20 protein-coding genes and 1 pseudogene are annotated in these 23,566 nt (G+C 72.9%); 7 read left to right on the top strand and 14 right to left on the bottom strand.

The genetic code is table 11. The features are described 5' to 3' along the window. Nucleotides 1-139 precede the first annotated feature (139 nt). The 5 genes from ACFVU7_RS05800 to ACFVU7_RS05780 all read right to left on the bottom strand — a co-directional run bounded on the left by ACFVU7_RS05800 (nucleotide 140) and on the right by ACFVU7_RS05780 (nucleotide 6,508). Nucleotides 140-2,899 (bottom strand): SpoIIE family protein phosphatase, encoded by a 2,760-nt coding sequence (locus ACFVU7_RS05800; RefSeq protein WP_388044476.1) that lies wholly within the window; start codon nucleotides 2,897-2,899, stop codon nucleotides 140-142. A gap of 139 nt (nucleotides 2,900-3,038) precedes the next feature. Next, entirely contained in the window at nucleotides 3,039-3,530 is a 492-nt protein-coding gene (locus ACFVU7_RS05795; protein WP_375874156.1) for an NUDIX domain-containing protein, read from the bottom strand. 83 nt (nucleotides 3,531-3,613) lie between these two features. Then, nucleotides 3,614-3,808: a hypothetical protein gene (locus ACFVU7_RS05790; protein ID WP_049660479.1), complete on the bottom strand. Its 195-nt coding sequence runs from the start codon at nucleotides 3,806-3,808 to the stop codon at nucleotides 3,614-3,616. Between the two features lie 168 nt (nucleotides 3,809-3,976). Then, a complete protein-coding gene (locus ACFVU7_RS05785) occupies nucleotides 3,977-5,371 on the bottom strand; it encodes a DUF4190 domain-containing protein (protein ID WP_388044475.1) in 1,395 nt (464 codons plus the stop codon). A 318-nt stretch (nucleotides 5,372-5,689) separates the two neighbouring features. Further along, nucleotides 5,690-6,508 carry a methyltransferase domain-containing protein gene (locus ACFVU7_RS05780; RefSeq protein WP_388044474.1) on the bottom strand — a complete coding sequence of 273 codons (819 nt, stop codon included), beginning with the start codon at nucleotides 6,506-6,508 and terminating at the stop codon, nucleotides 5,690-5,692. A gap of 165 nt (nucleotides 6,509-6,673) precedes the next feature. Between ACFVU7_RS05780 and ACFVU7_RS05775 the strand changes: the two are divergent. Both ACFVU7_RS05775 and ACFVU7_RS05770 read left to right on the top strand, forming a co-directional pair. Continuing rightward, nucleotides 6,674-7,815: pseudogene (locus ACFVU7_RS05775) on the top strand (dihydrofolate reductase family protein). 76 nt (nucleotides 7,816-7,891) lie between these two features. Then, a complete protein-coding gene (locus ACFVU7_RS05770) occupies nucleotides 7,892-8,554 on the top strand; it encodes an HAD-IA family hydrolase (protein ID WP_388044473.1) in 663 nt (220 codons plus the stop codon). A 35-nt stretch (nucleotides 8,555-8,589) separates the two neighbouring features. On the opposite strand, the gene ACFVU7_RS05765 is transcribed toward ACFVU7_RS05770, so the two are convergent. The 6 genes from ACFVU7_RS05765 to ACFVU7_RS05740 form a co-directional block, all read right to left on the bottom strand. After that, nucleotides 8,590-9,828 carry an IS110 family transposase gene (locus ACFVU7_RS05765; protein ID WP_388044472.1) on the bottom strand — a complete coding sequence of 413 codons (1,239 nt, stop codon included), beginning with the start codon at nucleotides 9,826-9,828 and terminating at the stop codon, nucleotides 8,590-8,592. 650 nt (nucleotides 9,829-10,478) lie between these two features. Continuing rightward, entirely contained in the window at nucleotides 10,479-10,946 is a 468-nt protein-coding gene (locus tag ACFVU7_RS05760) for a DUF4241 domain-containing protein (RefSeq protein ID WP_388044471.1), read from the bottom strand. 496 nt (nucleotides 10,947-11,442) lie between these two features. Further along, nucleotides 11,443-11,826: a helix-turn-helix domain-containing protein gene (locus ACFVU7_RS05755; RefSeq protein WP_388044470.1), complete on the bottom strand. Its 384-nt coding sequence runs from the start codon at nucleotides 11,824-11,826 to the stop codon at nucleotides 11,443-11,445. 341 nt (nucleotides 11,827-12,167) lie between these two features. Beyond that, nucleotides 12,168-14,174, bottom strand: coding sequence for a hypothetical protein (locus ACFVU7_RS05750; RefSeq protein WP_388044469.1), 2,007 nt, complete (start codon nucleotides 14,172-14,174; stop codon nucleotides 12,168-12,170). Between the two features lie 541 nt (nucleotides 14,175-14,715). Next, nucleotides 14,716-15,789: a redox-regulated ATPase YchF gene (gene ychF, locus ACFVU7_RS05745; protein WP_049658400.1), complete on the bottom strand. Its 1,074-nt coding sequence runs from the start codon at nucleotides 15,787-15,789 to the stop codon at nucleotides 14,716-14,718. Between the two features lie 84 nt (nucleotides 15,790-15,873). Continuing rightward, nucleotides 15,874-16,263 (bottom strand): VOC family protein, encoded by a 390-nt coding sequence (locus ACFVU7_RS05740; protein ID WP_375874162.1) that lies wholly within the window; start codon nucleotides 16,261-16,263, stop codon nucleotides 15,874-15,876. A 164-nt stretch (nucleotides 16,264-16,427) separates the two neighbouring features. Here ACFVU7_RS05740 and ACFVU7_RS05735 point away from each other — a divergent pair, with 164 nt between their 5' ends. Continuing rightward, nucleotides 16,428-17,093: a DUF6542 domain-containing protein gene (locus tag ACFVU7_RS05735; protein ID WP_388044468.1), complete on the top strand. Its 666-nt coding sequence runs from the start codon at nucleotides 16,428-16,430 to the stop codon at nucleotides 17,091-17,093. Between the two features lie 24 nt (nucleotides 17,094-17,117). Here the strand turns inward: ACFVU7_RS05735 and ppgK are convergent, their stop codons facing one another. Together ppgK and ACFVU7_RS05725 are read right to left on the bottom strand one after the other, a co-directional pair. Beyond that, nucleotides 17,118-17,864, bottom strand: coding sequence for a polyphosphate--glucose phosphotransferase (ppgK, locus tag ACFVU7_RS05730; protein WP_074001336.1), 747 nt, complete (start codon nucleotides 17,862-17,864; stop codon nucleotides 17,118-17,120). 148 nt (nucleotides 17,865-18,012) lie between these two features. After that, nucleotides 18,013-18,987 (bottom strand): 4-hydroxy-3-methylbut-2-enyl diphosphate reductase, encoded by a 975-nt coding sequence (locus ACFVU7_RS05725; RefSeq protein ID WP_049651726.1) that lies wholly within the window; start codon nucleotides 18,985-18,987, stop codon nucleotides 18,013-18,015. Between the two features lie 120 nt (nucleotides 18,988-19,107). Between ACFVU7_RS05725 and ACFVU7_RS05720 the strand changes: the two genes are divergently transcribed. The 4 genes from ACFVU7_RS05720 (at nucleotide 19,108) to ACFVU7_RS05705 (ending at nucleotide 22,801) form a co-directional block, all read left to right on the top strand. Continuing rightward, nucleotides 19,108-20,484: an APC family permease gene (locus ACFVU7_RS05720; protein ID WP_388044467.1), complete on the top strand. Its 1,377-nt coding sequence runs from the start codon at nucleotides 19,108-19,110 to the stop codon at nucleotides 20,482-20,484. Between the two features lie 99 nt (nucleotides 20,485-20,583). Then, nucleotides 20,584-21,798 (top strand): exodeoxyribonuclease VII large subunit, encoded by a 1,215-nt coding sequence (xseA, locus tag ACFVU7_RS05715; RefSeq protein WP_387968459.1) that lies wholly within the window; start codon nucleotides 20,584-20,586, stop codon nucleotides 21,796-21,798. 32 nt (nucleotides 21,799-21,830) lie between these two features. After that, nucleotides 21,831-22,088, top strand: coding sequence for an exodeoxyribonuclease VII small subunit (locus ACFVU7_RS05710; protein ID WP_049651723.1), 258 nt, complete (start codon nucleotides 21,831-21,833; stop codon nucleotides 22,086-22,088). 110 nt (nucleotides 22,089-22,198) lie between these two features. Continuing rightward, nucleotides 22,199-22,801 (top strand): malonic semialdehyde reductase, encoded by a 603-nt coding sequence (locus ACFVU7_RS05705; RefSeq protein WP_388044466.1) that lies wholly within the window; start codon nucleotides 22,199-22,201, stop codon nucleotides 22,799-22,801. Between the two features lie 104 nt (nucleotides 22,802-22,905). Here ACFVU7_RS05705 and ACFVU7_RS05700 read toward each other — a convergent pair whose 3' ends face one another. Continuing rightward, nucleotides 22,906-23,442, bottom strand: a complete 537-nt coding sequence (locus ACFVU7_RS05700) for a DUF4245 domain-containing protein (protein WP_310593165.1) — start codon at nucleotides 23,440-23,442, stop codon at nucleotides 22,906-22,908. Nucleotides 23,443-23,566: the final 124 nt, after the last annotated feature.

Here is a 23,566-nt window from a genome sequence, read left to right as displayed (position 1 = left end):
ACAACATCAGATCGGGCGAAGGTTTTTGTCCTACCGCCCGCGCAACCACAATGCCACGCTCGCGCCCCCTTCCGGAGCGCGCGCTCCCCCTGAGCGCCCGATGGCATATGCGACCCCGCTCCCCTGCTGTTCGTTCCGCTCACGATCCATCGGGCTCACTACCCGGCAGCGCCTGCTCGAACCAGACCACCTTGCCGATGCCCTCGGCCCGGGCACCCCAGCGCAGTGCCAGCCGGTGGACCAGCTCCAGACCGCGCCCGCCCTCGTCGGCCTCGGCCGCGTGCCGCTCCCGGGGCGGATCGGGCAGCGGGTCGGAGATCTCGACCAGCAGCGTCTCACCGAGCGTCAGCCGCACCCCGATGGGGGCGCTGGCGTACCGGACGGCGTTCGTGACCAGCTCGCTGACCAGCAGTTCGGCGGTGTCGGTGAGCTCCTCGACGCCCCACTCGACGAGGGTGGCGCGGACCAGCCGGCGGGCCCGGGAGACGGCGGTGGGCTCGGCCGGCAGGGTCCAGCCCGCCGTCGGGGTGCCGGCCTGGCCGTGGCCGAGCCGGGCCAGCAGCAGCGCGACGTCGTCCGGCTCCCGGCCCTGCTCCATGGTGTCCAGCACCGCCTCGCAGGCGGCCTGGATGGAGGCGTGCGGCCCCTGGAGCACGGTGACCAGCCGGCCGAGGCCGACGTCCAGGTCCTTGTCCCGGGACTCGACCAGGCCGTCGGTGCACAGCGCCAGCAGGCTGCCCTCGGGGATCTTCAGTTCGACCGACTCGAACGGGACTCCGCCCACCCCGAGCGGGGCACCGGAGGGCAGGTCGAGGATGCGGCCGGCGCCGCCGGGCAGCGGGCCGCCGGTGCGGGTCGGCTCCGCGGCGTCCTCGCCCGGCACCACCAGCACCGGCGGGATGTGCCCGGCCTTGGCGACGGTGAGCCGGGCCGTCGCCGGGTCGAAGACCGCGTAGACGCAGGTGGCCAGCAGCGCCTCGTCCGGGCCCTGGGCGAGGTCGTCGGCCAGCTCGTGGACGTGCCGCAGCAGGACGTCCGGCGGCAGGTCGAGGGCGGCCAGCACCCGGACGGCGGTGCGCAGCCGCCCCATCGTGGCGGCGGCCCGCAGGCCGTGGCCCATCACGTCGCCGACCACCAGCGCGGTGCGGTCGCCGGGCAGCGGGATGACGTCGAACCAGTCGCCGCCGACCTCGGTGCCGCTGCTGCCGGGCACGTACCGGTAGGCGACCTCGACGCCGGTGGGCTGCGGGACCTGCTGCGGGAGCAGGGTGCGCTGGAGGGTGAGCGCGGCGGTGCGCTCGCGGGCGTAGAGGCGGGCGTTGTCCAGCGAGCTGCCGGCCCGGTCGGCCAGTTCGACGGTGAAGGCCAGGTCGTCCCGGTCGAAGCCCTCGCGGTAGCCGGCCCGGCTGACCAGCAGCAGGCCGATCACGATGCCGCGGGCGCGCAGCGGCACGACCAGCATCGAGTGCACGCCCAGGTCCCGGGCGGCCTGCATCTTCGGGTCGCCGGGGTAGGTGACGTCGTCCAGCTGGTCGGCGCCGGACAGCAGCTCGGGCACGCCGGTGCGCAGCACCCGGCCGCAGACCGACTCCTCGGCGAAGGTGATCCGGGCGCCGCGGCGCAGCATCACGTCCACCTCGGGGCCGTCCTGGACGGAGGCGGTGCCGAGCTGGAGCAGCGAGGTGCGCCGGTCGTGGCCGTGCCGGGGCAGGTCGTCACCGTGCGCGACGGCCTGGAGCAGGACCACCGCCGAGTGGTCGGTCAGCCGGGGGACGACCGAGCCGGCCAGCTCCTGGGCGATCCGGGAGGCGTCCAGCAGGTCGCCGACCCGGGAGCCGAACTCGTTGAGCAGCGAGAGCCGGCGCCGGGCGTGCTCGACCTTGGCGACCGCCCGGTAGCGCTCGGTCACGTCCATCACGGTGCCGGAGATGCCGAGCACCCGGCCGGAGCGGTCCGTCATCCGGCTGTAGGAGATCGAGCGGTAGCCGGCCCGGGTGGTGACCGGGGAGGCCAGGGTGACGTCGATGACCGGCTCGCCGGTGGCCAGCACCTGGCGCTGGATGGCGGTGATCTCGTCGGCGGCCCGCTCCGGCAGGGTCTCGCCGGTGGTGCGGCCGACGTGGTCGTCCGGAGCGACGCCGTTCATCTCGGCGAGGGTCCGGTTGACGGCCGTGTAGCGCAGGCCGGTGTCCATGATGGCGATGCCCAGCGGGGACTGCTCGAACAGCGCGTCGCGCACCGCGAGGTCCCGTTCGACGGCCTGGACGGCGGCCGCCTCGGCCATGTTGACCTGGAGGAACGGGGTGCCGTCGCCGTCCACCAGGAGGGAGATCCGGGCGTCCACGGCGACCGGGGCGCCGTCCCGGTCGCGCAGCTCGGCGTAGCCGGCCCAGCGGCCGTGCCGCAGGGTGTCCTGGATCGCGCCCCGGATCCGGGCGACCTGCTCCCGGTCGGGGATCAGCTCGTCGATCCGGCGGCCGACCAGCAGCTCGTTCGGCCAGCCGAGCAGCTCCTCGGCGGCGGGGCTCCAGAGCACCACCCGGCCCGCGGTGTCCAGGATCGCGATGGCGACCTTGAGCATGTCCAGCAGGCTGCCGCCGGCGGGCGTGCCGGGGGTGCCCGTGGCATCGGCCGGACCGCCGGGGAACGGCCGGGCGGGGCGTCCGCGCAGGCCGCCCCGGGTACCCGGCTCGGCCACCGCCAGGGTCGGCGCCGGCTGGTCGGGCCGTCCGGTGTCGGGCCGCGCGGTGTCGGGGGCCTCGACGGTGCCCCGGCGGCGGGCGGCCGGCGACTGGGGGGCGGCCGGACGGGCGGCGCGGCGCAGTCGGGCGCGGGCGGCGGCGCTCCCCGCGGAGCCTGCCCGCCGCTCTCCCCCGCCGCCGTTCCCGGTACTCGACACCGACGGGGCCTCCGGCTCTGGTCGGGATCGGCGTCGCCGGCTGGGGACGGCTCACCGATGGTGACGAATAGTGCCGAAAAGTGACATACCCAGCAGCATCCAGGCTATCCCGGCCCCCGGGTCGTCTTGTCCGATTGACCTACCCGGCGGACTGCGCGTCGCCCACCGCCGACGCGCTGTCGGCGGCGCCCGCCGGGGCGCCCGCGAGCAGCCGGGCGACGTGCGGCAGCACGTCACGGTCGTGGTCGATCCAGTCCACGGCGTCCAGCTCGTCCGGGCCCAGCCAGCGCAGCGCGTCGTGGTCCTGCAGTGCGCGCGGCTCGCCGGACAGCAATTCGGCGGCCCAGAAGCGCAGCTCCAGGCCGGGGCGCACGGCCCACGCGCCCGGCAGCCGGACCAGCGCACGCGCCCGGACGCCGAGCTCCTCCAGCAGCTCCCGCTCCAGCGCCTGCGCTTCGGTCTCCCCCGGCTCGGCCTTCCCGCCGGGGAACTCCCACCGGCCGGCCACCGCCTCGGGCGCGCTGCGCCGGGCGGCGAGCACCCGGCCGCGGTGGACCAGCGCACCGCCGACCACGATCCGGGGCGGAGCGGCGGCGGGGGCGGCGGGGGCGGGGTCGTGGGTCGCGTCCATGGGCCCGACCCTACGGTCTGCGGTCGGGCCCGGGCGTTCGCGGAGGGCCCAGGTGCTGCGGAGGGTTCGGGGCCGCGGAGGGCTCAGGCGTTGCGGACCGTCCCGTCCGCCGGTTCGGGCCGGGCCGCCTCCCCGTCCTCCTCGACCCAGTACAGCTGCTTGTGGCCGCGGGCCTCGAACTCGGCGGCCAGCCGCCGGGCCTCCGCCCGGTCGAGGTCCTTGGCGACCAGGAAGCGGTTGCCGTTGTCGTCCTGCCGCATCACCCGGTGGGTACCCATGGCCGGAGGGTACCGGGGGCTCCCCCGGGCCGGCCCGCCCCGGGGCGGACGGGCTGGTCCCCGGCTCGCGTGGGGGTCGGGCCGGGGACGTGCCCACGACCGTACGGCCAGCGGGTTACCGGCAGGTACGGGCCCGGTCAACGGCCGGTAACCGCGCCTCCGGACGGCTCAGACCCGCAGGTCGGGCGCCTGCTCCCCGGTCGACAGGTCCAGCCCCCGGCGGATCTCCAGGGCCGTCGGCGTCGTCCTGGCCTCCAGCGCCCTGGCCTTGCGGAGGTCGCCCGCCAGGTCGGTGCCGGAGGCCGCGGCGTCCCAGGCGGCGGCCGCCTGCGACTTGGCCTCGGCCAGCTTGGCGATCCTCGGCTGGACGTCGGCCGGCCAGGCCACCCCCGTCCTGGCCAGCACCGCCGCCTGGGTCCGGGAGGCGGAGGCCACCCGGCGCGCCCAGGCCCGGTAGTCTGCCTCGGCCTCGGCGACCTCCCGCTCCGGCTGGTCCAGGTAGTCGTCGTTGAAGGTCCGGGCGGCCTCCAGGTAGGCCAGCTGGGGCGCGGTCAGGTGGCTGCGGTCGGTGCGGACGGTGCCCCGGTGCCGGTCCTCGCGGTCCTCGTAGGCGCAGGTCACGTACCGCGAGCCGGACGCCCAGTTCTTCTCGGTCGGGTAGAGGTAGACGTCCTCCATGCCGTCGGGGACGGCCCACTGGTCGAGCGCGTAGCCGCTCAGCACCTGGCGGCACAGCCGGCCGGCCGACTCGCGGGCCGCGCGCTCGCCCGGGTAGGCGCCGGCGCCGAGCAGGAGGTCGGCGGTGCCCGCCACCTCGCCGTGGTGCGGCTCGGTGCAGGCCACCCGGTGCACCCAGTACACCGTCTCGTCGCCGCCCCCGTCCGCCGTCGACCCGCCCTGGGGGGAGTCGTAGCAGTCGCCCGCCTTGAGGTCGGACCAGTGCACCGAACCGGCCGGCGCTTTCGGGGGCAGGCCGGAGCGGCCGGCCCGCGCCGAGCTGAAGTCGGCCGCGCCGAGCAGCAGGGCCATCAGCACCGTGCCGATCGTGCCGAGCACCAGGCCGGTCACCGCCATGCCGGAGCCGCGCTCCTTGCGGCGGTTGATCTGGACCAGCGCGAGGACGCCGAACACCAGGGCCACCGGGGCCACCAGGAGCAGGCCGGTGACCAGGGAGCCGACGGCGAAGCCGTTGGTCGGGGCGGGGCCGGGGACGAACCCGGGGCCGACGAACCCGGGGCCGGGCGCGCCGGCCGGGCCCTGGCCGGGGGCCGGGGCGTACGGGTGGCCGGGCTGGAAGCCGGACTGGGCGGCGGGGGTGACGGAGGCCCAGCCCCCGGCGGGCAGCGGGTGCGGCGGCTGGGGCGGGGCGGCCGACGGCGGGACGGCCTGCGGGGCCGGGGCCGGGGCGGCGGACGGGCCGGCGGAGAGGTCGGGGGCGGCCCAGGGGTCGGCGGGGGCGGCGGGGGCGGTGGGGCCCGCCGGCTCGGCGGCGCTCGCGGGCTCGGCCGGGTTCGTCGGCTCGGCCGGCCCCGTTGGCTCGGCGGCGGCCTTGCGGAAGTCCACCCGGGGGTCCTGACCGGCCGCCGGCGCCTCCGTCGCGTCCGTACCCCCCGCGCCAGCATCCGCGCCCGTGCCCGCGTCGGTTCCCGTGGCCGCGGACGGCTCCGGCTCCGGCCCCGGGACGGGCGGCTCGGACTCAGGCTTGGACACGTGGACTCCCCCAACCCACCGGGGCGGGCATCGGCTCGGCGCTCGGCACCATGGCTCCGCGCCACGGCTCGGACCCGAACGGACCCTCACGGGCCCGATCTGAACGGTCGCGCGACTTTACCCGATCTTTCCGAACACCTGCCCGACCTTTCCGGGCCGCCCTCCGCCCGCTCAGCCGCGGGCCAGGACCTCCCCGTGCAGCATCGAGAACCAGCCGTCCCCGGCGGCGCTCCACTCCCGCCAGCCGTCCGCGATCAGCTCCGGCTCGTCCTGCTCCGCGAAGCCCAGCCCGACCGCCGTCCGGCCCAGCGCGGTGCCCGTCACCCGGTCCGCCCACATCCCGCCCCACCAGGCGCGCTGCTCGGGCGTCGCGAACGTCCAGGTGGAGGAGCTCGCGGTGACCTCGGTGAAACCGGCGGCGCGGGCCCAGGACAGCAGCCGCCGGCCGGCGTCCGGCTCGCCGCCGTTGGCGCGGGCGGTCCGCCGGTACAGCTCCAGCCACCGGTCCAGCGCGGGCGCCTCCGGGAACCAGGTCATGGAGGCGTAGTCGACATCGCGGACCGCGACCACGCCGCCCGGCGCCGTCACCCTCCGCAGCTCGCGCAGCGCGGCCACCGGGTCGGCCACGTGCTGGAGCACCTGGTGGGCGTGCACCACGTCGAACTCGCCGTCCCGGTACGGCAGCCGGTGCACGTCGGCGCACTCGAAGGCGACGTTGGACAGCCCCCGCCCGGCGACGTGTCCGGCGGCCTGCTCCAGCACCTCGGCGGAGGCGTCCACCGCGACCACCCGCCCCTGCGGGCCGACCAGCGCGGCCAGGTCCGCGGTGATCGTGCCGGGACCGCAGCCGACGTCCAACAGGGCCTGGCCGGGCCGCAGTTCGGGCAGCAGGTAGCCGGCCGAGTCGGCGGCGGTGCGGGAGCGGTGCGAGCGCAGCACGGCCTCCTGATGGCCGTGGGTGTAGACGACGGCGGGCTGCGGTCCGGTCATGAGGTCCCCCCTGGGCGCGGTCGGCCGCGGTGCTCCGCGACACCCCCGACGCTACTCCTCGTCCCGGATGGCGAGAAGATCCGTCTCGCATTCCGGTCGCTATGGGCCGGGGCCGCACCCGGCCGCCGTACCGTGGAGGCGCCCCCGACAGAACGGTCCCCACCCATGCCCGGCCCGCGCCCCTACGTCCTGCTGAGCGCCGCCGTCTCGCTCGACGGCCACCTCGACGACGCCTCCCCCGACCGGCTGCTGCTCTCCAACGCCGCCGACTTCGACCGGGTCGACGAGGAGCGCGCCGCCGCCGACGCCATCCTGGTCGGCGGCAACACGCTGCGCGCCGACAACCCCCGGCTGCTGGTCAACGACCCCGGGCGCCGGGCCGCCCGGCTGGCGGCCGGCCGGCCCGAGTACCCGCTGAAGGTGACGCTCAGCGCGAGCGGCGAACTCGACGCCGGCCTGCGGTTCTGGCACACCGGCGGCACCCGGCTCGCCTACACCACGGAGGCCGGGGCGGCGGTGCTGCGCCCCCGGCTGGACGGGCTGGCCGAAGTGGTCGCGCTGGGCGACGCGGTGGACCTCGGCGCGGTGCTGGACGACCTGGGCACCCGCGGGGTGCGCCGGCTGATGGTCGAGGGCGGCGGGGGCGTGCACACCCAGTTCCTGGCCCAGGGCCTGGCGGACGAGCTCCAACTGGCCGTCGCCCCGCTGCTGGTCGGCCAGGCCGACGCGCCCCGGTTCGTCCGCCCGGCCGCGTTCCCGGGCGGTCCGGCCCGGCGGATGCGGCTGCTGGAGGCACGTACCGTGGGCGACGTCGTCCTGCTCAGGTACGCCCCGAAGGAGCCCGCGCCGTGACCCAGTCCGCCTCCACCGACCTCGACCACCTGCGCCGGGCCGTCGAGCTCTCCCGCCGCTGCCCGCCGTCCGAGACGGCCTTCTCGGTCGGCGCGGTGATCGTCGGCGCCGACGGCACGGTGCTGGCGGAGGGCTACAGCCGGGAGGCGGACCCGCACGACCACGCCGAGGAGACGGCGCTGGCCAAGCTCCCGGCGGGCGACCCGCGGCTGCGCGGGGCGACGGTCTACAGCTCGCTGGAGCCCTGCGGGCAGCGCGCCTCGCGGCCGATGCCGTGCGCCCGGCTGCTCCTCGCGGCGGGCGTGCCGCGGGTGGTGGTCGCCTGGCGCGAGCCGGACCTGTTCGTCACCGACTGCCAGGGCACCGCGCTGCTGACGGCGGCCGGGGTCGAGGTGGTGGAGCTGTCGGAGCTGGCCGAGGAGGCCCGGGCGGTCAATGCCCACCTGCTCGGATGATCTTTTGTATCATCGAGAAACAAAGAGCTCGCATTCTCCGGCTCTCCCGTCGCCACACTCCCCGAGGAGCCGCCCCATGACCACTGCCCCCGTCCGGCTGACCGCCCGCGCCCTCCTCCTGGACATGGACGGCACCCTCGTCAACTCCGACGCCGTGGTCGAGCGCTGCTTCAGCCGCTGGGCCGAGCGGAACGGCCTGGACCCCGCCGAGGTGCTCGCCGTCGCCCACGGCCGCCAGGGCCACGCGACCATGGCCCTCCTGCTGCCCGACCGCCCGGCCGAGCTCAACCTGGCCGACAACGAGCGGATCCTCGCCGAGGAGCGCGCCGACACCGAGGGCGTCGTCCCGGTGCCCGGCGCCGCCGCCTTCCTCGCCTCGCTGACCGGCCTCCCGCACGCCCTGGTCACCTCCGCCGACCTGGCGCTCGCCCGGATCCGGATGACCGCCGCCGGCCTCCCGCTGCCGTCCGTCCTGGTCACCGCCGAGTCCGTCGGCGCCAGCAAGCCCGACCCCGAGGGCTTCCTCAAGGGCGCCGCCGACCTCGGCTTCGCCCCCGCCGACTGCCTCGCCTTCGAGGACTCCGGCGCCGGCATCGCCGCCGCCAAGGCCGCCGGCGTCCGCGTCGTCGGCGTCGGCCCGCGCGCCCTCCCCCACCACCCGGACGCCCACGCCGACACCCTCACCACCGTCACCGTCACCGCCGCCCCCGACGGCCTCCTCACCGTCACCATCGGCTGATACGAAAATCCCCCTCTCCCGGCCTCTCTTGAAGGTCAGGCAGCCTCGACGGATTGGAGAGTCACTTGATAGCCGAGTTGGTTGAGCTGGCTCACCAGCCGTCGGGTCTGCCTGGTCTTGCCGGTGCGTTCGAGGAAGTAGTCGCCACCGGGGTCGTGGTACTCGGCGTCGCTGGTGAACATGTGCCAGACGGCGACCAGGACGGAGTGCTCCAGCGCCACCAGCGCCCGCTTCTTTCCGCGCCGGGAGGCGATGCGCTTGAAGCGGGCAGCCAGGTAGGTGTCCTTCGAGCGGGAGGCCGCGGAGGCGACCTGTCCGAGGACGCCCTTGAGCCAGGGATCGCCGTGACGGGTCTTGCCGCTGCTGCTTCGGCCGGCCGACTCGTGGTTGCCCGGGCAGACGCCGGCCCAGGAGGCCAGGTCGGCGGCACTGGGGAAGCGCGCGATGTCCGCGCCGATCTCGGCGAGGACCACCTCCGCAGCCCGGGTGCTCATGCCCGGGATGGTGATCAGGAGCTCGATCCGGCGGCGAAAGGGCCGCACCTGAGCGTCGACGCGCTCACTGAGCCGGGCCTCCACCTCGATACAGCCGTCAATGCGGTCGAGCATCGCGCGGACCATGAACGCGTGGTGGTCGGTGAACCGGCCCCGCAGGGCCTCGGCGAGGATCTCGCGCTTGCCGCGCATGCTGCCCATGGCCATCTCGGCCAGGACCAGCGGGTCGCGCTCGCCGGCGATGAGTGCCTCCAGCATGGCCCGCCCGGACTTTCCGACGATGTCGGAGACGACCGAGGAGAGCTTGATCCCGGAGTCCTCCAACGGCTTCTCCAGGCGCTGGATCTCCCGGGTGCGCTCGCGCACGACCTCGGTGCGGTAGCGGGTGGTGTCCCGCAGCTCGCGGATCGGCTGCGGCGGCACGAACGAGGGCCGCACCAGGCCGTGCTCCAGGAGCTTGGCGATCCACTCGGAATCGGCGACGTCGGTCTTTCGGCCGGGGACGCCCTTCATGTGGCGGGCGTTCAGCAGCCAGCACTCGACCTCGTGCTCCAGCACGTAGAACACCGGCTTCCAGTACACGCCGGTGGCCTCCATGCCGACCAGGGTCACCCCCTCGGCCAGCAGCCAGTCCATCATGGCGAGCAAGTCACGGGTCATGGTCGAGAACACCCGTACCTCGCTGCGACGCCGCTTGCCGGTGGTCGGCAGCCGCAGGCACACCTTCACGTCCGTCTTGCTGACATCGATCCCGGCGCATCGCTCGTGGATCACGTCCATCGTCTCGCCGTCCCCTCCAGGTCCAGGCCGCGCAGGCGGGACCGCCCGGGGGAGCCTGGCAGGCTGGAGAGTCTGATACGCGTGCTCGGAGCAACACTTCCGGGTGCCTGTCGATGGGGCTCCCACCGTCCTACTGACCCCCGGGCTCGGAACGCGCCAAGGCGACACGACGTCCACCGGACGGTCCCAACCAGATTTTCACCCATCGGGGTGAGCCCGAAAGGGCTTCGGATTACTGACCCCGGAAACACCGGACCGCCCGGGCCCCGTACGAACACGGGGCCCGGGCGGTCCGGGTACGCGGCGGCGGTCGGCCGTCAGACGTTGAAGCGGAATGCTTGAAGGCTGATCCTGACCCGCGACGGGACGCCGATCACCCCTCTGACCAGGTGCTTCTTGGTTGGCCAGCGATGACCCGCGACGGTCGCAATCGGGTGTCCTGCGGACTGTCTGCGAACCGGGCACCTCGCCCGATGCGATCAACGTGGGCGTGGGCATCGCCCCACGTGGGGCCGTCCGTGATCAGAAAATGGCCCACGCTTCCGCCGGCAGTTGGTGATAGACGTCGTCCATGGCATCGGCGGGCAGGAAGACCGGTCGCGTCAGCAAGCAATCGCCGGCCCGCTGCACGCACAGCGCCATTCCGAGAGTCAGTGATCCGGCCTCCGCTCCGGGCAGGTAGAAGAGCTCCGTATAGGGCTCTCGGCTCTCAGCGCGTTCGAACAGCCGCTGCTCCAGTTCAGAGGGAACCTGGCCGACCCACGGCCCGGCTGCGGCACCACGAAGAACTCCGTCACGAAGCCGGTGACCTCGCCGCCAGCACTCCGACCGGCCCTGGTCGGGTAGGTCCCGTCGCTCCAACCCGACGGGGGCGCAACGCAGTTGTGGCCGGTCGCGGGATCAGCAAGCACGACCGGGCTGAGTGCCATGGAATCGGCGTCACCGAAGAGGGCGTCGACCGGCAGGTCGCCGTCCTCACCGAGCAGGTCACCGAGCGGGATGGTGACCGCGGCATCGACGAAACAACCCGTTCCGGCGTCGACACCGTATCCGAAGAACTCCGTGACACCCAGGTCGGCGACGGCCTGACCATCGGTTAGTGCAAGCGTCCGCTCCACCCGTCCGCTGGTCGCTGATCCGCAGCCATGCGGCAGCGACCCGCTCATCCCTGAACTCGGGAGCATCAGCGCGGGTCACCTCGACCACCGCGAGCGCGACCGGGTAGGTGCCCGGATCCACCTCGGCGGTGAACTGCCCACATCCCGGCCCAACTCGATGAACGGGTCGCAGGCCGCGACCTGGCCCGAGGGCAGAGACAATGCGGCCTCAGGCAGCGCGGTCACAGCGGCCGTCAGTCCACGGCCACAGTCGTACGAACTTCCAACCGTGAACAGGCGCGCCACGCCAGGAGCAGGAAGCGGCATGGGAGGCCCCACTCTCGCAGTAGTCGATCAGGCAACAGCCACTCGCCCAGGCTGTTCCCCAGGACGCCGACCATGTAGCTGGACGCTAGCCTCCGGCACCGACACGTCACCGCCAGACGTTGAGCCCAAGACCCTGAACAGGCAATTCTTGGTTGGCATGCGGTGGCATCCTCGGACGCAGGCCCCCTCCTCATGCAACCGAGTGCAGATAGCGCTGCACGGTTCGACGCGAACAGCCGAGCAGTTCCGCGACGTCGCTGATGCGCCAGCCGTCATTGACCAGGCGCCTGGCCGTAAGGACAGGTTCCGACGGTGCCTGGCCACCGCCAGGCACCGTCAGCGACAAAGCAATTGCGTCCCGGTCTTCTGGGCCGAATCCGCCGTACCACCCGGAACGCACTTCCGGGTCCTCCGTGCGCAGCGCAAGCGCAAGACACTCCAGGCGAACCATGCAGCGGGAGCATTCATCCAGAACGCCCGCATCGGGCATCTGCTGGTCCGATGGGTGGTAGATGTCGACGTCCGAGTCCCTGCACGCGGCCTGGGAAATGTCCAACTTGTTGCGCGACTGCATCAGGGCCAGAAGATCTCGCTCACGGCCGTGAAGGAATTGCAAGGCGGTGCCTCACCCAAGCGTTCAGCCCGCGGCCGCATCCGACCACGAGAAATTGACCAGGGTGAGCAGGAAAGCGCCCAGCGCACCCACTTGATGCCTTCCGGACTGTGCCCGGCGTGACTGCAAGCGGCATCGGAGCAACGGCCAGCACCAAGACGTACCGACCGTGGAGCTGGTAGCCCGCAGAGTCGGCGTTGCCGCCCTATCCCACTGGGAAGGTGTGCTGCACAGATCACCCGTGTCGCATCAGGTGTACGGGGTGGTGCCGCCCTCGTGATCCGAGCGGCACCACGCGACCGCTAGTCGTCGACGTCAGCCAATGCTTCCTCGTCGAACACCCCATCGTCGGAGTCGTCGACGAGTTCGTCGTCCTCAAAATCGTCATCCGGATCGTTGGAATCATCGGCATTCGTACCGTGCCTCTGAATGCTCCGCTGCTGCCAGACCGGAAGTTTGAACAGGACGTCCTGTAGAACATTCCGCCACGCCTCACAGTCGCCCTTGTCGGCGCCCAGCGAGTCGATCACCCGGGTTCCGTCATCGGACTGGACCGCCTCGACCTTCTTGACGGCGGTGGCCAGTGCCTGAACCGCCGTTGCCAGGCCGTGCAAAGCATTGCCGAGAAGCTCTGCCGGGTTCTCCGGGGCAGGAAGGAGCGACGGCCCCGCGCCGGCAGGCGGGAATGTGCGTCGCAGGTCCGCATCGGTGACGAGGATGTCCCGGCCATCGGCGTTACAGACGACCTGTCCGTCCTCATCAACCTTGCGGGTCCTACGTCCCGCAGAGAAGTCGTACAGCGTCTGCGTCAGCTGGTGAACGCCGTGAGTACTGCTGCGCATCCGGTCGATCACCTCTCCGGGGTGGCGGCGGTCGGGCTGATCGTTGCTGCGGGTGCCACGGTCCCCGGCGAGCTGCCCATTGACCACAAGCGGATAGGCGCTCCGCGCCGCAAGCTCTCGGGTGGCTGCACCGGGCTCCCCCTTCTGCACCTCCACGAGGGCTGCTGCGGATAGCGCGTCTGCCTCCCGGAAGGTGGCCTCCCATTCCCTTGCCAATTCACCAGAGAACGCCGACTTCAGGTACTTCCGCATGCGCTCCCGCTTACGGTCGTCCTCTTCGGCAACCGAGCGCATGACCAGCGACGAGGAGACATCAAGCAGCAGCTTCGTCGTGATGTTCTTACGCGTGCTCTGACCAGTGATGGCAACCCGGACAGCCGAGTGGACGCCCTGATCATGCTCGGCGAACAGCCGCACGATCGCGGCCGCCCGCACGGCCGCGTCGGCGCTGAAGCCTGCGGCCTTCGCCTGGTCGGGCGTCAGGGCTCCTCGGAGCCATTCGGCCTTGCCCGGAGTGATCAGTCCCCGTCGCTCAATCTCGTCCACCACGGCATCGGCGAGGGCCTCGTTCTCCGCGGCCTCCCCCCACGGCTTGGGGTAGTCCACATGCCGCAGGGCCACCAGCGACTTCACGGCGACGCCGAAGTCAGCCGTGGTCCCGTTGTTCGGCTCGAAGCCGACCAGGAGCAGGGCAGGCAGCTTCTGACAGCGCGCCCTGACCGCCGCCTCGGAGTCGACCTGCTCCGGATCATCCGCCGCGAAAATCTGCTCGTTGAGCTTACGGATGTGGGAGCGCAACTTCGTCGTGTCCCGGGTATATGGGACGTCGGCAGACCTGAGGTCGAGCAGGTCATGGACAGACGTCACCCGGCTCGACCCTTCGGCGGTGACCGGCACGGTCACATCAGGCGTACCGTCCTCGTGCTGGAACGTCGTGGCAGCGAGCCACACTTCGGTCATCACACCCTGGTTGCGGATGGAATCTCGCCAGTCATTCCGATCAAGGACATACTCCTTGGCCTGCTGCGCCGCCCACGCGAGGTGTTCCTGGTTCGCGAGCTTCTGGAAGAGCTCGGGCCGGCTGCCCGGCGCTGCGATCGACTCCGCCAGTGGGCGGAAGCGCGTGCCCTCACCCTTGCCGACCAGGTCCGACACTGGATGCCGTCGCGACGGCCCCGTCCGGGGATTCCGCGGATCGGGGAGAATATTGCGCGCCCATACCTCAGTGCGAATAGCCAGGATGACCCCACCCGGCACCGGCAAGCGCTCAGGAGATTCCGCTGCCTGGCGGGCTGCCGAAGGATCGACTGCGGCCTGCGCAAGAGCGAGGGCGGCAGGATCTTGCATCTTGAAGCGCTCGATGAGCTTGTCGGCGAGCTTCCGTGTCGCGGACGCCAGCGCAGGCGTCGGCAACACCTCAACCGGGCGGGGAAGTACGGTCTCGCCCGCTGCAATCGGCGATTCCATCAGTGGTCTCCGATCTCCGTCTCCATGTCCGGACAGTGGCCCGGACGCTCTGGCCATCTGAGGAGATCGGTCCCGCTGTTCCCCGCTCTCCCCCTCGGCTCGCCCGGGCATAGGCCCGGTGTGTCCGAGGCGGCATCAGCCCACTCGGGTCGCACCCCCAAGACGTACCGACGTGACCCGCCAGCGTTGCCGCCCATCGCTTAGGACGAGGTGGGGAGTTGGAGCCTGCTGCTGTCGCTGACCGAAGACGCTAGCAGCAGGGGTGACACATACTCAGAAAAGTTTGCCAGGCGAGTAGTTGAGCAGGATAATGTCGCCCCCTGCCACCTATCAGCGACACAGCTCCATGGGCGGCGGGCCTCACGACTCCCCGGCGCCGATAGGCCAGCCTCGCCGCACCAGGAAGGCTCCCATCGCCGGGGAGAGCGAGCGCTGCACCGGTGTCGCATTGGCTGGAGTTGGCAAAGTTGCGGACCCCCTGCGGACCGAAAGGCCGCCCACCCCGCTCCGTCGCAGGTCAGGCGGCCTTTCCGCACTTCGACTAGACGTTGAAGCGGAACTCCACGACGTCGCCGTCCTGCATGACGTACTCCTTGCCCTCGATGCGGGCCTTGCCCTTGGCGCGGGCCTCGGCGATGGAGCCGGTCTCGACCAGGTCGGCGAAGGAGATCACCTCGGCCTTGATGAAGCCCTTCTGGAAGTCGGTGTGGATGACTCCGGCGGCCTCGGGGGCGGTGGCGCCCTTCTTGATGGTCCAGGCGCGGGTTTCCTTGGGGCCGGCCGTCAGGTAGGTCTGGAGGCCGAGGGTGTTGAAGCCGACCCGGGCGAGGGTGGCGAGGCCGGGCTCCTCCTGGCCCATGGACTGGAGCAGCTCCAGGGCCTCGGCGTCGTCCAGCTCGATCAGCTCGGACTCGATCTTGGCGTTCAGGAAGATCGCCTCGGCCGGGGCGACCAGCTCGCGCTGGGCGTCCTTGAAGTCCTCGTCGGCCAGCTCGGCCTCGTCCACGTTGAAGACGTAGAGGAAGGGCTTGGCGGTCAGCAGGTGGAGGTCGCGGATCGGGGCGGTGTCGAAGCCGGCCTCGAAGAGGGTCTTGCCGGTCTCCAGGATCGCCTGCGCGGCCTCGGCGGCGGCCAGCACGGGGGCGGTGTCCTTCTTGAGGCGCGCCTCCTTCTGGAGCCGCGGCAGGACCTTCTCGATGGTCTGGAGGTCGGCCAGGATCAGCTCGGTGTGGATGGTCTCGATGTCGTCCTTGGGCGACACCTTGCCGTCCACGTGCACCACGTCCGGGTCGGTGAAGGCGCGCACGACCTGGCAGATCGCGTCGGACTCGCGGATGTTGGCGAGGAACTTGTTGCCCAGGCCCTCGCCCTCGCTGGCGCCGCGCACGATGCCGGCGATGTCGACGAAGTCGACGGTGGCCGGGAGGATGCGCTGGGAGCCGAAGATCTCGGCGAGCTTGGCCAGCCGCGCGTCCGGGACGCCCACCACGCCGACGTTCGGCTCGATGGTGGCGAACGGGTAGTTGGCCGCCAGCACGTCGTTCTTGGTCAGGGCGTTGAACAGGGTCGACTTGCCGACGTTCGGCAGGCCGACGATTCCGATCGTGAGCGACATGAAGCGCAGTCCCGTGGGCTTGGAGGAGTTGGGTCGGCACCGTACGGGCCGACCCCCAAGTCTACGGGCAGCCCCCGCTCCGCCTCACTCCTCGGTCGGCGCCGCCCGGGGCTCCAGGAACTCCAGCCGGTTGCCCAGCTTGTCGTCGGCGTAGAAGCGCCGGTGGCCGGGCAGGTTGTCGTCCCAGGTCACCGGGTGGCCGTGCGCGGCGAGGCGGTCGGCGAGGGCGTCCAGCGAACGGACCAGGATGCCCGGGTGCCCCTTGCGGGACGGACGGAAGTCCGGGGCCACGCCCAGGTGCACCTCGACCCCGCCGCCGCGGAACCAGCAGCCGCCGCGGGCGGCCAGCACCGGCGGCTTCGCCAGCTCGGTCATGCCGAGCACTCCGGACCAGAAGGCGCGGCACTCGTCCTCGGCGCCGGCCGGGATGTCGAGCTGGACGTGGTCGAGCCGTTCGAAGGTGAAATCGGTCATGCTGTTCCCCCGTGGAGAGACCCGTGAACGGATCCGGTGGTCGTCGTGTGCCGACTCGATCGGGCAGGTCAGCCGACCTGCGCGACGACCTGAGTGACGATCACATCAGTACTCCGTCCGGAGACACGGGACAAGACCTGAACGGTCCATTACACAGTGTGGCGATGATCGGACCGTACGTTGGGCGGGTGGAGCAGAGCATCCGTACCCAGCCGCCAGGGCCCAGACGCCGTCCGCCGACCGGCGCGGCCGCAGCCGCCGTCCCCGGTCCAGGCCGGGCTCCCGAGACCGCCGGAGCCCCCTCCGGACCCGCCCCCGGCTCCCGCCCGCGCCCTTCGGCCGGCCCGTCCGCCGCGCGCCCGGCCGCGCGCCCGGCCGCCCCCCGGCCGCGCCTGCGCCTGCCGCTGCGCGGGCGCGGCGACGAGCCGCTGTACGGGCGGCGGCGCACCGGCCGGCCGACCCGGCTGACGGCCATCGGCACCGGGCTGGTCGCCGTCCTGGCGACGCTCGCGGTGGCGGGCGTGGACCGGCTGCTGTTCGACGGCCTGGGCTGGCTGTTCGGCCTCGGCTACCTGGTGGTCTGCTTCCAGCTCGCCGTCCGGGTGCGCTACGCCGACCTGCTGGCCGCACCGATCAGCGGGCCGATCGCCTTCGCCCTCGCGCTGCTGCTGCTCGAACCGGTGGGCTCCCCGGGCGTCACCGCCCAGGTGGTCTCGCTGGCGACCGGGCTGGCGCTGCGGGCCGGCTGGCTGTTCTCCGGCACCGGGCTGGCCGCGCTGATCGTGCTCGCCCGGTTCGTCGCCCAGCGCCGGATCCAGCGCTCCCGCTGAGCGGCGGCGCCGCGCGAGCGCCCCTCAGCCCTCGGCCCGGGCCGCCGCCATGGCGGCCCCGACGATGCCCGCGTCGTTGCGCAGCTCCGCCGGCACCACCCGTGCCCGGCGGTCCTTCAGCAGCGGCAGGAACTTCTCGTGCTTGCGGCTCACCCCGCCGCCGATCACGATCAGCCCCGGCGAGAAGAGCATCTCCACCAGGTCCAGGTACTCGTCGACCCGCCCGGCCCACTGCTCCCAGTCCAGCCCGTGCCGCTCCTTGGCGGCCGAGGAGGCCCGGCGCTCGGCGTCCTTGCCGCGCAGCTCCAGGTGGCCCAGCTCGGTGTTGGGCACCAGCGTCCCGTCGACGAACAGGGCGCTGCCGATGCCGGTGCCGAAGGTGAGCACCAGGACCACGCCCGACTCGCCCCGCCCGGCGCCGTGGGTCAGCTCGGCCAGCCCGGCCGCGTCCGCGTCGTTCAGGACGGTCGCGGGCATGCCGAGCGCCTGGCGGAAGAGGCCCGCCGCGTCCAGGCCGATCCAGCCCTTGTCCACGTTGGCGGCCGTCCTGGTGTGACCGTCGACGACCACGCCGGGGAAGGTCAGCCCGACCGGGCCCTGGTGGTCGAAGTGGCGGACCACCTCGCAGACGGCGGCGACCACGGCCTCGGGGGCGGACGGCTGCGGGGTGAGCACCTTCCGGCGCTCCTCGGCGAGCACGCCCCGGGCGAGGTCGACGGGCGCGCCCTTGATCCCCGAGCCGCCGATGTCCACGCCGAATACCGCCGTCATCACGTCCGCCCTCCGCCGTCGGCCGCGGACGGGCGTCCGCGGCCGGTGCCTTGTCCACAGCCTGTGCACAAAGCTACGAGAGCGCGCCCGGGCGCGCACAGCGGAAGGCCCGGTACCCCGCGCGGGGTACCGGGCCTTCCGGGTGGGGTCAGAGCTTGCCAGCCGCCTCGGCGCGCAGGTCACGGCGCAGTTCCTTGGGCAGCGAGAAGGTCAGGTGCTCCTCGGCGGTCTTGACCGTCTCGACCGTGTCGTAACCGCGCGTGGCCAGGAACTCCAGCACGCCGTCGACCAGGATCTCCGGCACCGAGGCGCCGCTGGTCAGACCGACCGTGGTGACGCCCTCCAGCCACTCCTCGCGGATCTCCTCGGCGAAGTCCACCAGGTGGGCGGCCTTGGCGCCGTACTCCAGGCCGACCTCGACCAGGCGGACGGAGTTGGAGGAGTTCTTGGAGCCGACCACGATCAGCAGGTCGGTCTCCGGGGCCAGCTGCTTGACCGCGACCTGGCGGTTCTGGGTGGCGTAGCAGATGTCGTCGCTGGGCGGGCTGACCAGCCCCGGGAAGCGCTTCTTCAGCTCGCCGACGGTGGCCATGGTCTCGTCCACGGACAGGGTGGTCTGGGACAGCCAGACGACCTTGGACTCGTCCCGGACCTGCACGTTGGCCACGTCCTCGGCACCGTCCACCAGGTGGATCCGGTCCGGGGCCTCGCCCATGGTGCCGATGACCTCCTCGTGGCCCTCGTGGCCCACCAGCAGGATGTCGAAGCCCTCGTCGGCGAAGCGCACGGCCTCCTTGTGCACCTTGGTGACCAGCGGGCAGGTCGCGTCGATGGTGGCCAGCCGGCCGGCCCGCGCCTCGTCGTGGACGGCCGGGGCGACGCCGTGCGCGGAGAAGACGACGATCGAGCCCTCGGGCACCTCCTCCGTCTCGTCGACGAAGATCGCGCCCTTCTTCTCCAGGGTCTGCACCACGTACTTGTTGTGGACGATCTGCTTGCGGACGTAGATGGGCGCCCCGTACTGCTCCAGGGCCTTCTCCACGGCGATCACGGCGCGGTCGACTCCCGCGCAGTAGCCCCGGGGGGCGGCGAGCAGGACACGGCGCTGCGCGGTCTTGGACATGGCTCCATCGTACGGGCGGCCGCGAGCGGCGCCCGCCCGCCGGGCCCCCGGCGCGAAGCCGCGCCGACGGCGGACACATTCCGTGCAGACCCGGTCAATAGCGCTCAAAATATGGTGTCTATGAGCTCTGTGAGCGAGCAGGTGACGCCGAGCGGCCTGCGCCGCAGCCTGGGCGTCCGCGATCTGATGGTCTACGGACTGCTGTTCATCGCCCCGATGGCCCCGGTCGGCGTCTTCGGCGTGCTGGACGCCAAGAGCCACGGCGCCGTCGCCACGGTGTACCTGGCCGCGACGGTGGCGATGGGCTTCACCGCCTTCTCGTACGCCCAGATGGTGCGCGCGGTGCCGCAGACCGGCTCGGTGTTCGCCTACGCCCGGGCCGGGCTGGGCGAGGGGCCGGGCTTCATCGCCGGGTGGATGGCGATGCTCGACTACCTCCTGATCCCCGCGGTGGCCTACCTGTTCTCCGGGATCGCACTGAACTCCCTGGTCCCGGACGTCTCGCGCTGGGTCTGGACGGCGCTCGCGGTGGTGGTGACCACCGCGCTCAACCTGGTCGGGGTGCGGACGGCGGCGGCGGTCGGCTTCGCGGTGCTCGCGATGGAGATCGCGGTGCTGGCGGTGTTCGTGGCCGCGGCCGTGGTGGCGCTGGCCCAGGGCGGGGCCCAGCGCGGCTGGGACACCCCGTTCACCGCCGTCGGGGCCTTCTCGATGACCGCGGTGGTCTCCGCGGTGTCCGTCGCGGTGCTCTCCTACCTGGGCTTCGACGCGATCGCCACCTTCGTGGAGGAGGCGGTCGGCGCCTCGGCGGCGGTGGCCCGGGCGGTGCTCTGGTGCCTGGCGCTGGCCGGGGTGCTGTTCGTCGCCCAGACCTACCTGGCGGCGCTGCTGGAGCCGCTGGGCCCGCAGCAGCTGGCCGCCGACCCGGCGGCGCAGGGCTCGGCCTTCTACGACACCGTGGAGAGCGGCGTCGGGCACTGGCTGCACGTGCTGGTGGCGGCCAGCAAGGCGATCGGCGCGGCCTTCGCGGCCCTGGCCGGGCAGGCCGCGGCCGGGCGGCTGGTCTTCGCGATGGGCCGGGAGGGCCGGCTGCCGCGGCTGCTCGGCTCGGTCGACCCGGGCAGCGCGGTGCCGCGCCGGGCGCTGCTGGCGGCCGCGGTGATCACGATGGCGGCGGCGGTCTGGGCGGCCGACCGGGACGACGGGCTGGACCAGCTCACCTCGGTGGTCAACGTGGGCGCGCTGACCGCCTTCGCGCTGCTGCACGCCTCGGTGATCGGCTGGTACGCGGTGCGGCACGGCTCGCGGCGGTGGCTGCGGCACGTGGTCGTCCCGGCGCTGGGGATCGCGGTGATCGGGGCGGTGGTGTACGAGGCCTCGACCACCGCGCAGATCGTCGGGCTGGTCTGGCTGGCGGTCGGCCTGGTGGTGCTCGCCGTCCAGGGCGCCGCCCGCGGCGGGGCCGACGGGCGCCGGCCGCCCCGGCTTCCCCGGTGACCGCCGTCGGGCCGCGCGGGGCCGGGCGCGGTCCCGGCCGGGCCGGCCCGCGGCGACGCGGTCTCGGCCGTGTCGGCCCGCGCCGCTAGCCTCGTACGCATGGCCAACACCAGCTCCCCCGAAGCGCCGCTCCCGGTCGGCAAGGTCTCCGCGCTGATCGGCGGCTGGGTCGACCGGCTCGGCGCGGTCTGGGTGGAGGGGCAGATCACCCAGCTCAGCCGGCGCCCCGGCGCGGGCGTGGTGTTCCTGACCCTGCGCGACCCGCAGGCCGACGTGTCGCTCACGGTGACCTGCTTCCGCTCGGTGTTCGACCAGGTCGCGGAGGTGGTGCAGGAGGGCGCGCGGGTCGTCGTGCACGCCAAGCCGGAGTGGTACGCGGCGCGCGGGCAGCTGTCGCTGCGCGCCTCGGAGATCCGCCCGGTGGGCCTCGGCGAGCTGCTGGCCCGGCTGGAGCAGCTGAAGCGGCGGCTCGCCGGGGAGGGCCTGTTCGCGGCCGAGCGCAAGCGGCCGCTGCCGTTCCTGCCGCAGTGCGTCGGGCTGGTCACCGGGCGCGGCTCGGCCGCCGAGCGGGACGTGCTGGAGAACGCCCGGCGGCGCTGGCCGGCCGTCCGCTTCGAGGTGCGCAACGTCCCGGTGCAGGGGGTCAGCGCGGTGGAGCGGGTGAGCGCGGCGGTGCGGGAGCTGGACGAGCACCCCGAGGTGGACGTGATCATCGTGGCCCGGGGCGGCGGCAGCGTGGAGGACCTGCTGCCGTTCTCGGACGAGGGGCTGGTGCGGCTGGTCGCGGCCGCCCGTACGCCGGTGGTGAGCGCGATCGGGCACGAGCCGGACCAGCCGCTGCTGGACTTCGTGGCCGACCTGCGCGCCTCCACCCCGACCGATGCGGCCAAACGGGTGGTTCCGGACGTCGGCGAGGAACTGGCCAAGGTCCGTCAGCTGCGCGACCGCGCCCGCCGGCACGTGCTGTCCCGGGTCGACCGCGAGCAGCACGGACTGGACGGGGTGCGCAGCCGCCCGGCGCTGGCCGCCCCGCACCGGATGCTGGACGGGCGCGGGCAGGAGGTGGACGGCCTGCTGGAGCGGGCCCGGCGCACCCTGCGGCACCGGCTGGACCACGCGCAGAGCGACCTCGGCCACACCCTGGCCCGGGTGGTGGCGCTCTCCCCGGCGGCCACCCTGGAGCGCGGCTACGCGGTGCTCCAGCGGGCGGACGGCACGGTGGTGACCGACCCGGCGCAGGTCGCGCCCGGCGAGGGGCTGCACGCCCGGGTGGCGGGCGGCGGCTTCGACGTCACGGCGGCCGACGCGGGCTGACGCTGTCACCCGCACCCCCTACGCTGGCACGCATGGCAGAGCAGCAGGAGCAGCAGGACGCGGCGGCGCCGAACCCGGACGACGCGCTGGGCTACGAGCACGCCCGGGACGCGCTGCTGGACGTCGTCCGGCAGCTGGAGAACGGCGGGACGTCGCTGGAGGAGTCGCTGGCCCTGTGGGAGCGCGGCGAGCAGCTGGCGAAGGTGTGCCAGCGCTGGCTGGACGGCGCCCGGGCCCGGCTGGACGCCGCCCTGGCCGCCGAGGAGGGCGCGGGCCCGGGCGGGGAGTGAGGCAGGTCACATTCGCTTGGGGAATCGTTGAAACTTCACCTATGTTGGATGAAGTGACCGGCTGCGGCCGATCATACCGACGAACCCCCTTTCGCATGAGGTGCAGAAGCATGACCACCGACGCCCTGGTACTCGACGCCGCCGCCCAGGACCTGCTGTTCCGCGAGGCCCGCACCGCGAACACCTTCACCGACGAGCCGGTCACCGAGGAGCAGGTCCAGGCCATCTACGAGCTGGTCAAGTACGGCCCGACCGCCTTCAACCAGCAGCCGCTGCGCGTCGTCCTGGTCCGCTCGACCGAGGGCCGCGAGCGCCTCGTCCAGCACCTCGCGGACGGCAACAAGGCCAAGACCGCCGCCGCCCCGCTGGTCGCCGTCCTCGCCGCGGACAACGAGTTCCACGAGGAGCTGCCGACCCAGTTCCCGCACTTCCCGCAGGCCAAGGACGTCTTCTTCTCGGAGCGCAGCGTCCGTGAGCAGTCCGCCAAGCTGAACGGCGCCCTGCAGGCCGCGTACTTCATCATCGGCGTGCGCGCCGCCGGCCTGGCCGCCGGCCCGATGACCGGCTACGACGCCGAGGGCATCAACAAGGAGTTCTTCGGCGACGGCGAGCACTCGGTGCTGGCCGTGGTCAACATCGGCAAGCCGGGCGACGACGCCTGGTTCCCGCGTTCGCCGCGCCTGGCCTACGACGAGGTCGTCACCACCGTCTGATCCGCCCCGCGCGCAAGGGCCCCGCACCGGTTCGTCCGGTGCGGGGCCCTTCGGCGTCGTCCAGGGTGCTCCGGCGCGTGCCGGGCGGGGTGGAACGGGGCGGGCTACTTGAGCGCCTGCGCCAGTTCGGCCAGCTCCTCGTAGGAGGCGGTGCCGGTGAGCAGGGTGGTCCCGGGGCCGGTCTGCACGGTCAGCGCGCGGGCCTTCTCGCCCTGCACGCGCTCCCAGGCGCGGCCGGCCACCTCGGCGGTGCCGTCCGGCTTGGCGCCCGTCACGTAGGCGGCCAGCAGGGAGTCGCGCGGCACGTCGCTCTGCTCGACGGCCGCGTACTGGCCGGAGGGGGTCACGAAGCCCAGGTGCCAGGCGTTGCCCCTGCCGTTGTTCTGGTCGGCCGGCTTGTAGCTGACCGAGGTGGCCCGCCACTTGTCGGACAGCCCCTCCGGGGAGAGCACCGGGTACGGCGCCGCACGCCTGGCGGTGGACGTCTCCACCTTGTACGCGACCTCGTGCACCGGGTCGCCGTTGGCGTCGTGCGGGAGGAACAGGTATCCGATCCAGACGACGAAACCGACCACCAGCATCGACAGGACCATGTCCCGTACGGTCTGCCGGCCCCTCATGCCCTTGTTGTCTGCTGCCACCCCCACATGGTGACTCATCCACATCCCGGGGCGGTCACCAGGGGTATTCACGTCCGGGTGAAACGGGATGAACAGGCGTTTTCCGCCACAGAGCAGCGACCCGCGCCACAGACAGTCATCTCGT

The sequence above is a fragment of the Kitasatospora sp. NPDC058046 genome, assembly GCF_042885595.1.
Taxonomy (GTDB): Bacteria; Actinomycetota; Actinomycetes; order Streptomycetales; family Streptomycetaceae; genus Kitasatospora.
The sequence above is the reverse complement of the archived record's forward strand: the minus strand, read 5'-3'. Positions and strand labels throughout refer to the sequence as shown.

Excerpts from the sequence above, each read along its gene's own strand:
- ACFVU7_RS05795 (WP_375874156.1), bottom strand. The coding sequence starts at position 3,530 with ATGGACGCGACCCACGACCCCGCCCCCGCCGCCCCCGCCGCCGCTCCG.
- ACFVU7_RS05790 (WP_049660479.1), bottom strand. The coding sequence starts at position 3,808 with ATGGGTACCCACCGGGTGATGCGGCAGGACGACAACGGCAACCGCTTC.
- ACFVU7_RS05780 (WP_388044474.1), bottom strand. The coding sequence starts at position 6,508 with ATGACCGGACCGCAGCCCGCCGTCGTCTACACCCACGGCCATCAGGAG.
- ACFVU7_RS05770 (WP_388044473.1), top strand. The coding sequence starts at position 7,892 with ATGACCACTGCCCCCGTCCGGCTGACCGCCCGCGCCCTCCTCCTGGAC.
- ACFVU7_RS05765 (WP_388044472.1), bottom strand. The coding sequence starts at position 9,828 with ATGGACGTGATCCACGAGCGATGCGCCGGGATCGATGTCAGCAAGACG.
- ACFVU7_RS05755 (WP_388044470.1), bottom strand. The coding sequence starts at position 11,826 with ATGCAGTCGCGCAACAAGTTGGACATTTCCCAGGCCGCGTGCAGGGAC.
- ACFVU7_RS05750 (WP_388044469.1), bottom strand. The coding sequence starts at position 14,174 with ATGGAATCGCCGATTGCAGCGGGCGAGACCGTACTTCCCCGCCCGGTT.
- ychF (WP_049658400.1), bottom strand. The coding sequence starts at position 15,789 with ATGTCGCTCACGATCGGAATCGTCGGCCTGCCGAACGTCGGCAAGTCG.
- ACFVU7_RS05740 (WP_375874162.1), bottom strand. The coding sequence starts at position 16,263 with ATGACCGATTTCACCTTCGAACGGCTCGACCACGTCCAGCTCGACATC.
- ACFVU7_RS05735 (WP_388044468.1), top strand. The coding sequence starts at position 16,428 with ATGATCGGACCGTACGTTGGGCGGGTGGAGCAGAGCATCCGTACCCAG.
- ppgK (WP_074001336.1), bottom strand. The coding sequence starts at position 17,864 with ATGACGGCGGTATTCGGCGTGGACATCGGCGGCTCGGGGATCAAGGGC.
- ACFVU7_RS05725 (WP_049651726.1), bottom strand. The coding sequence starts at position 18,987 with ATGTCCAAGACCGCGCAGCGCCGTGTCCTGCTCGCCGCCCCCCGGGGC.
- ACFVU7_RS05720 (WP_388044467.1), top strand. The coding sequence starts at position 19,108 with ATGAGCTCTGTGAGCGAGCAGGTGACGCCGAGCGGCCTGCGCCGCAGC.
- xseA (WP_387968459.1), top strand. The coding sequence starts at position 20,584 with ATGGCCAACACCAGCTCCCCCGAAGCGCCGCTCCCGGTCGGCAAGGTC.
- ACFVU7_RS05710 (WP_049651723.1), top strand. The coding sequence starts at position 21,831 with ATGGCAGAGCAGCAGGAGCAGCAGGACGCGGCGGCGCCGAACCCGGAC.
- ACFVU7_RS05705 (WP_388044466.1), top strand. The coding sequence starts at position 22,199 with ATGACCACCGACGCCCTGGTACTCGACGCCGCCGCCCAGGACCTGCTG.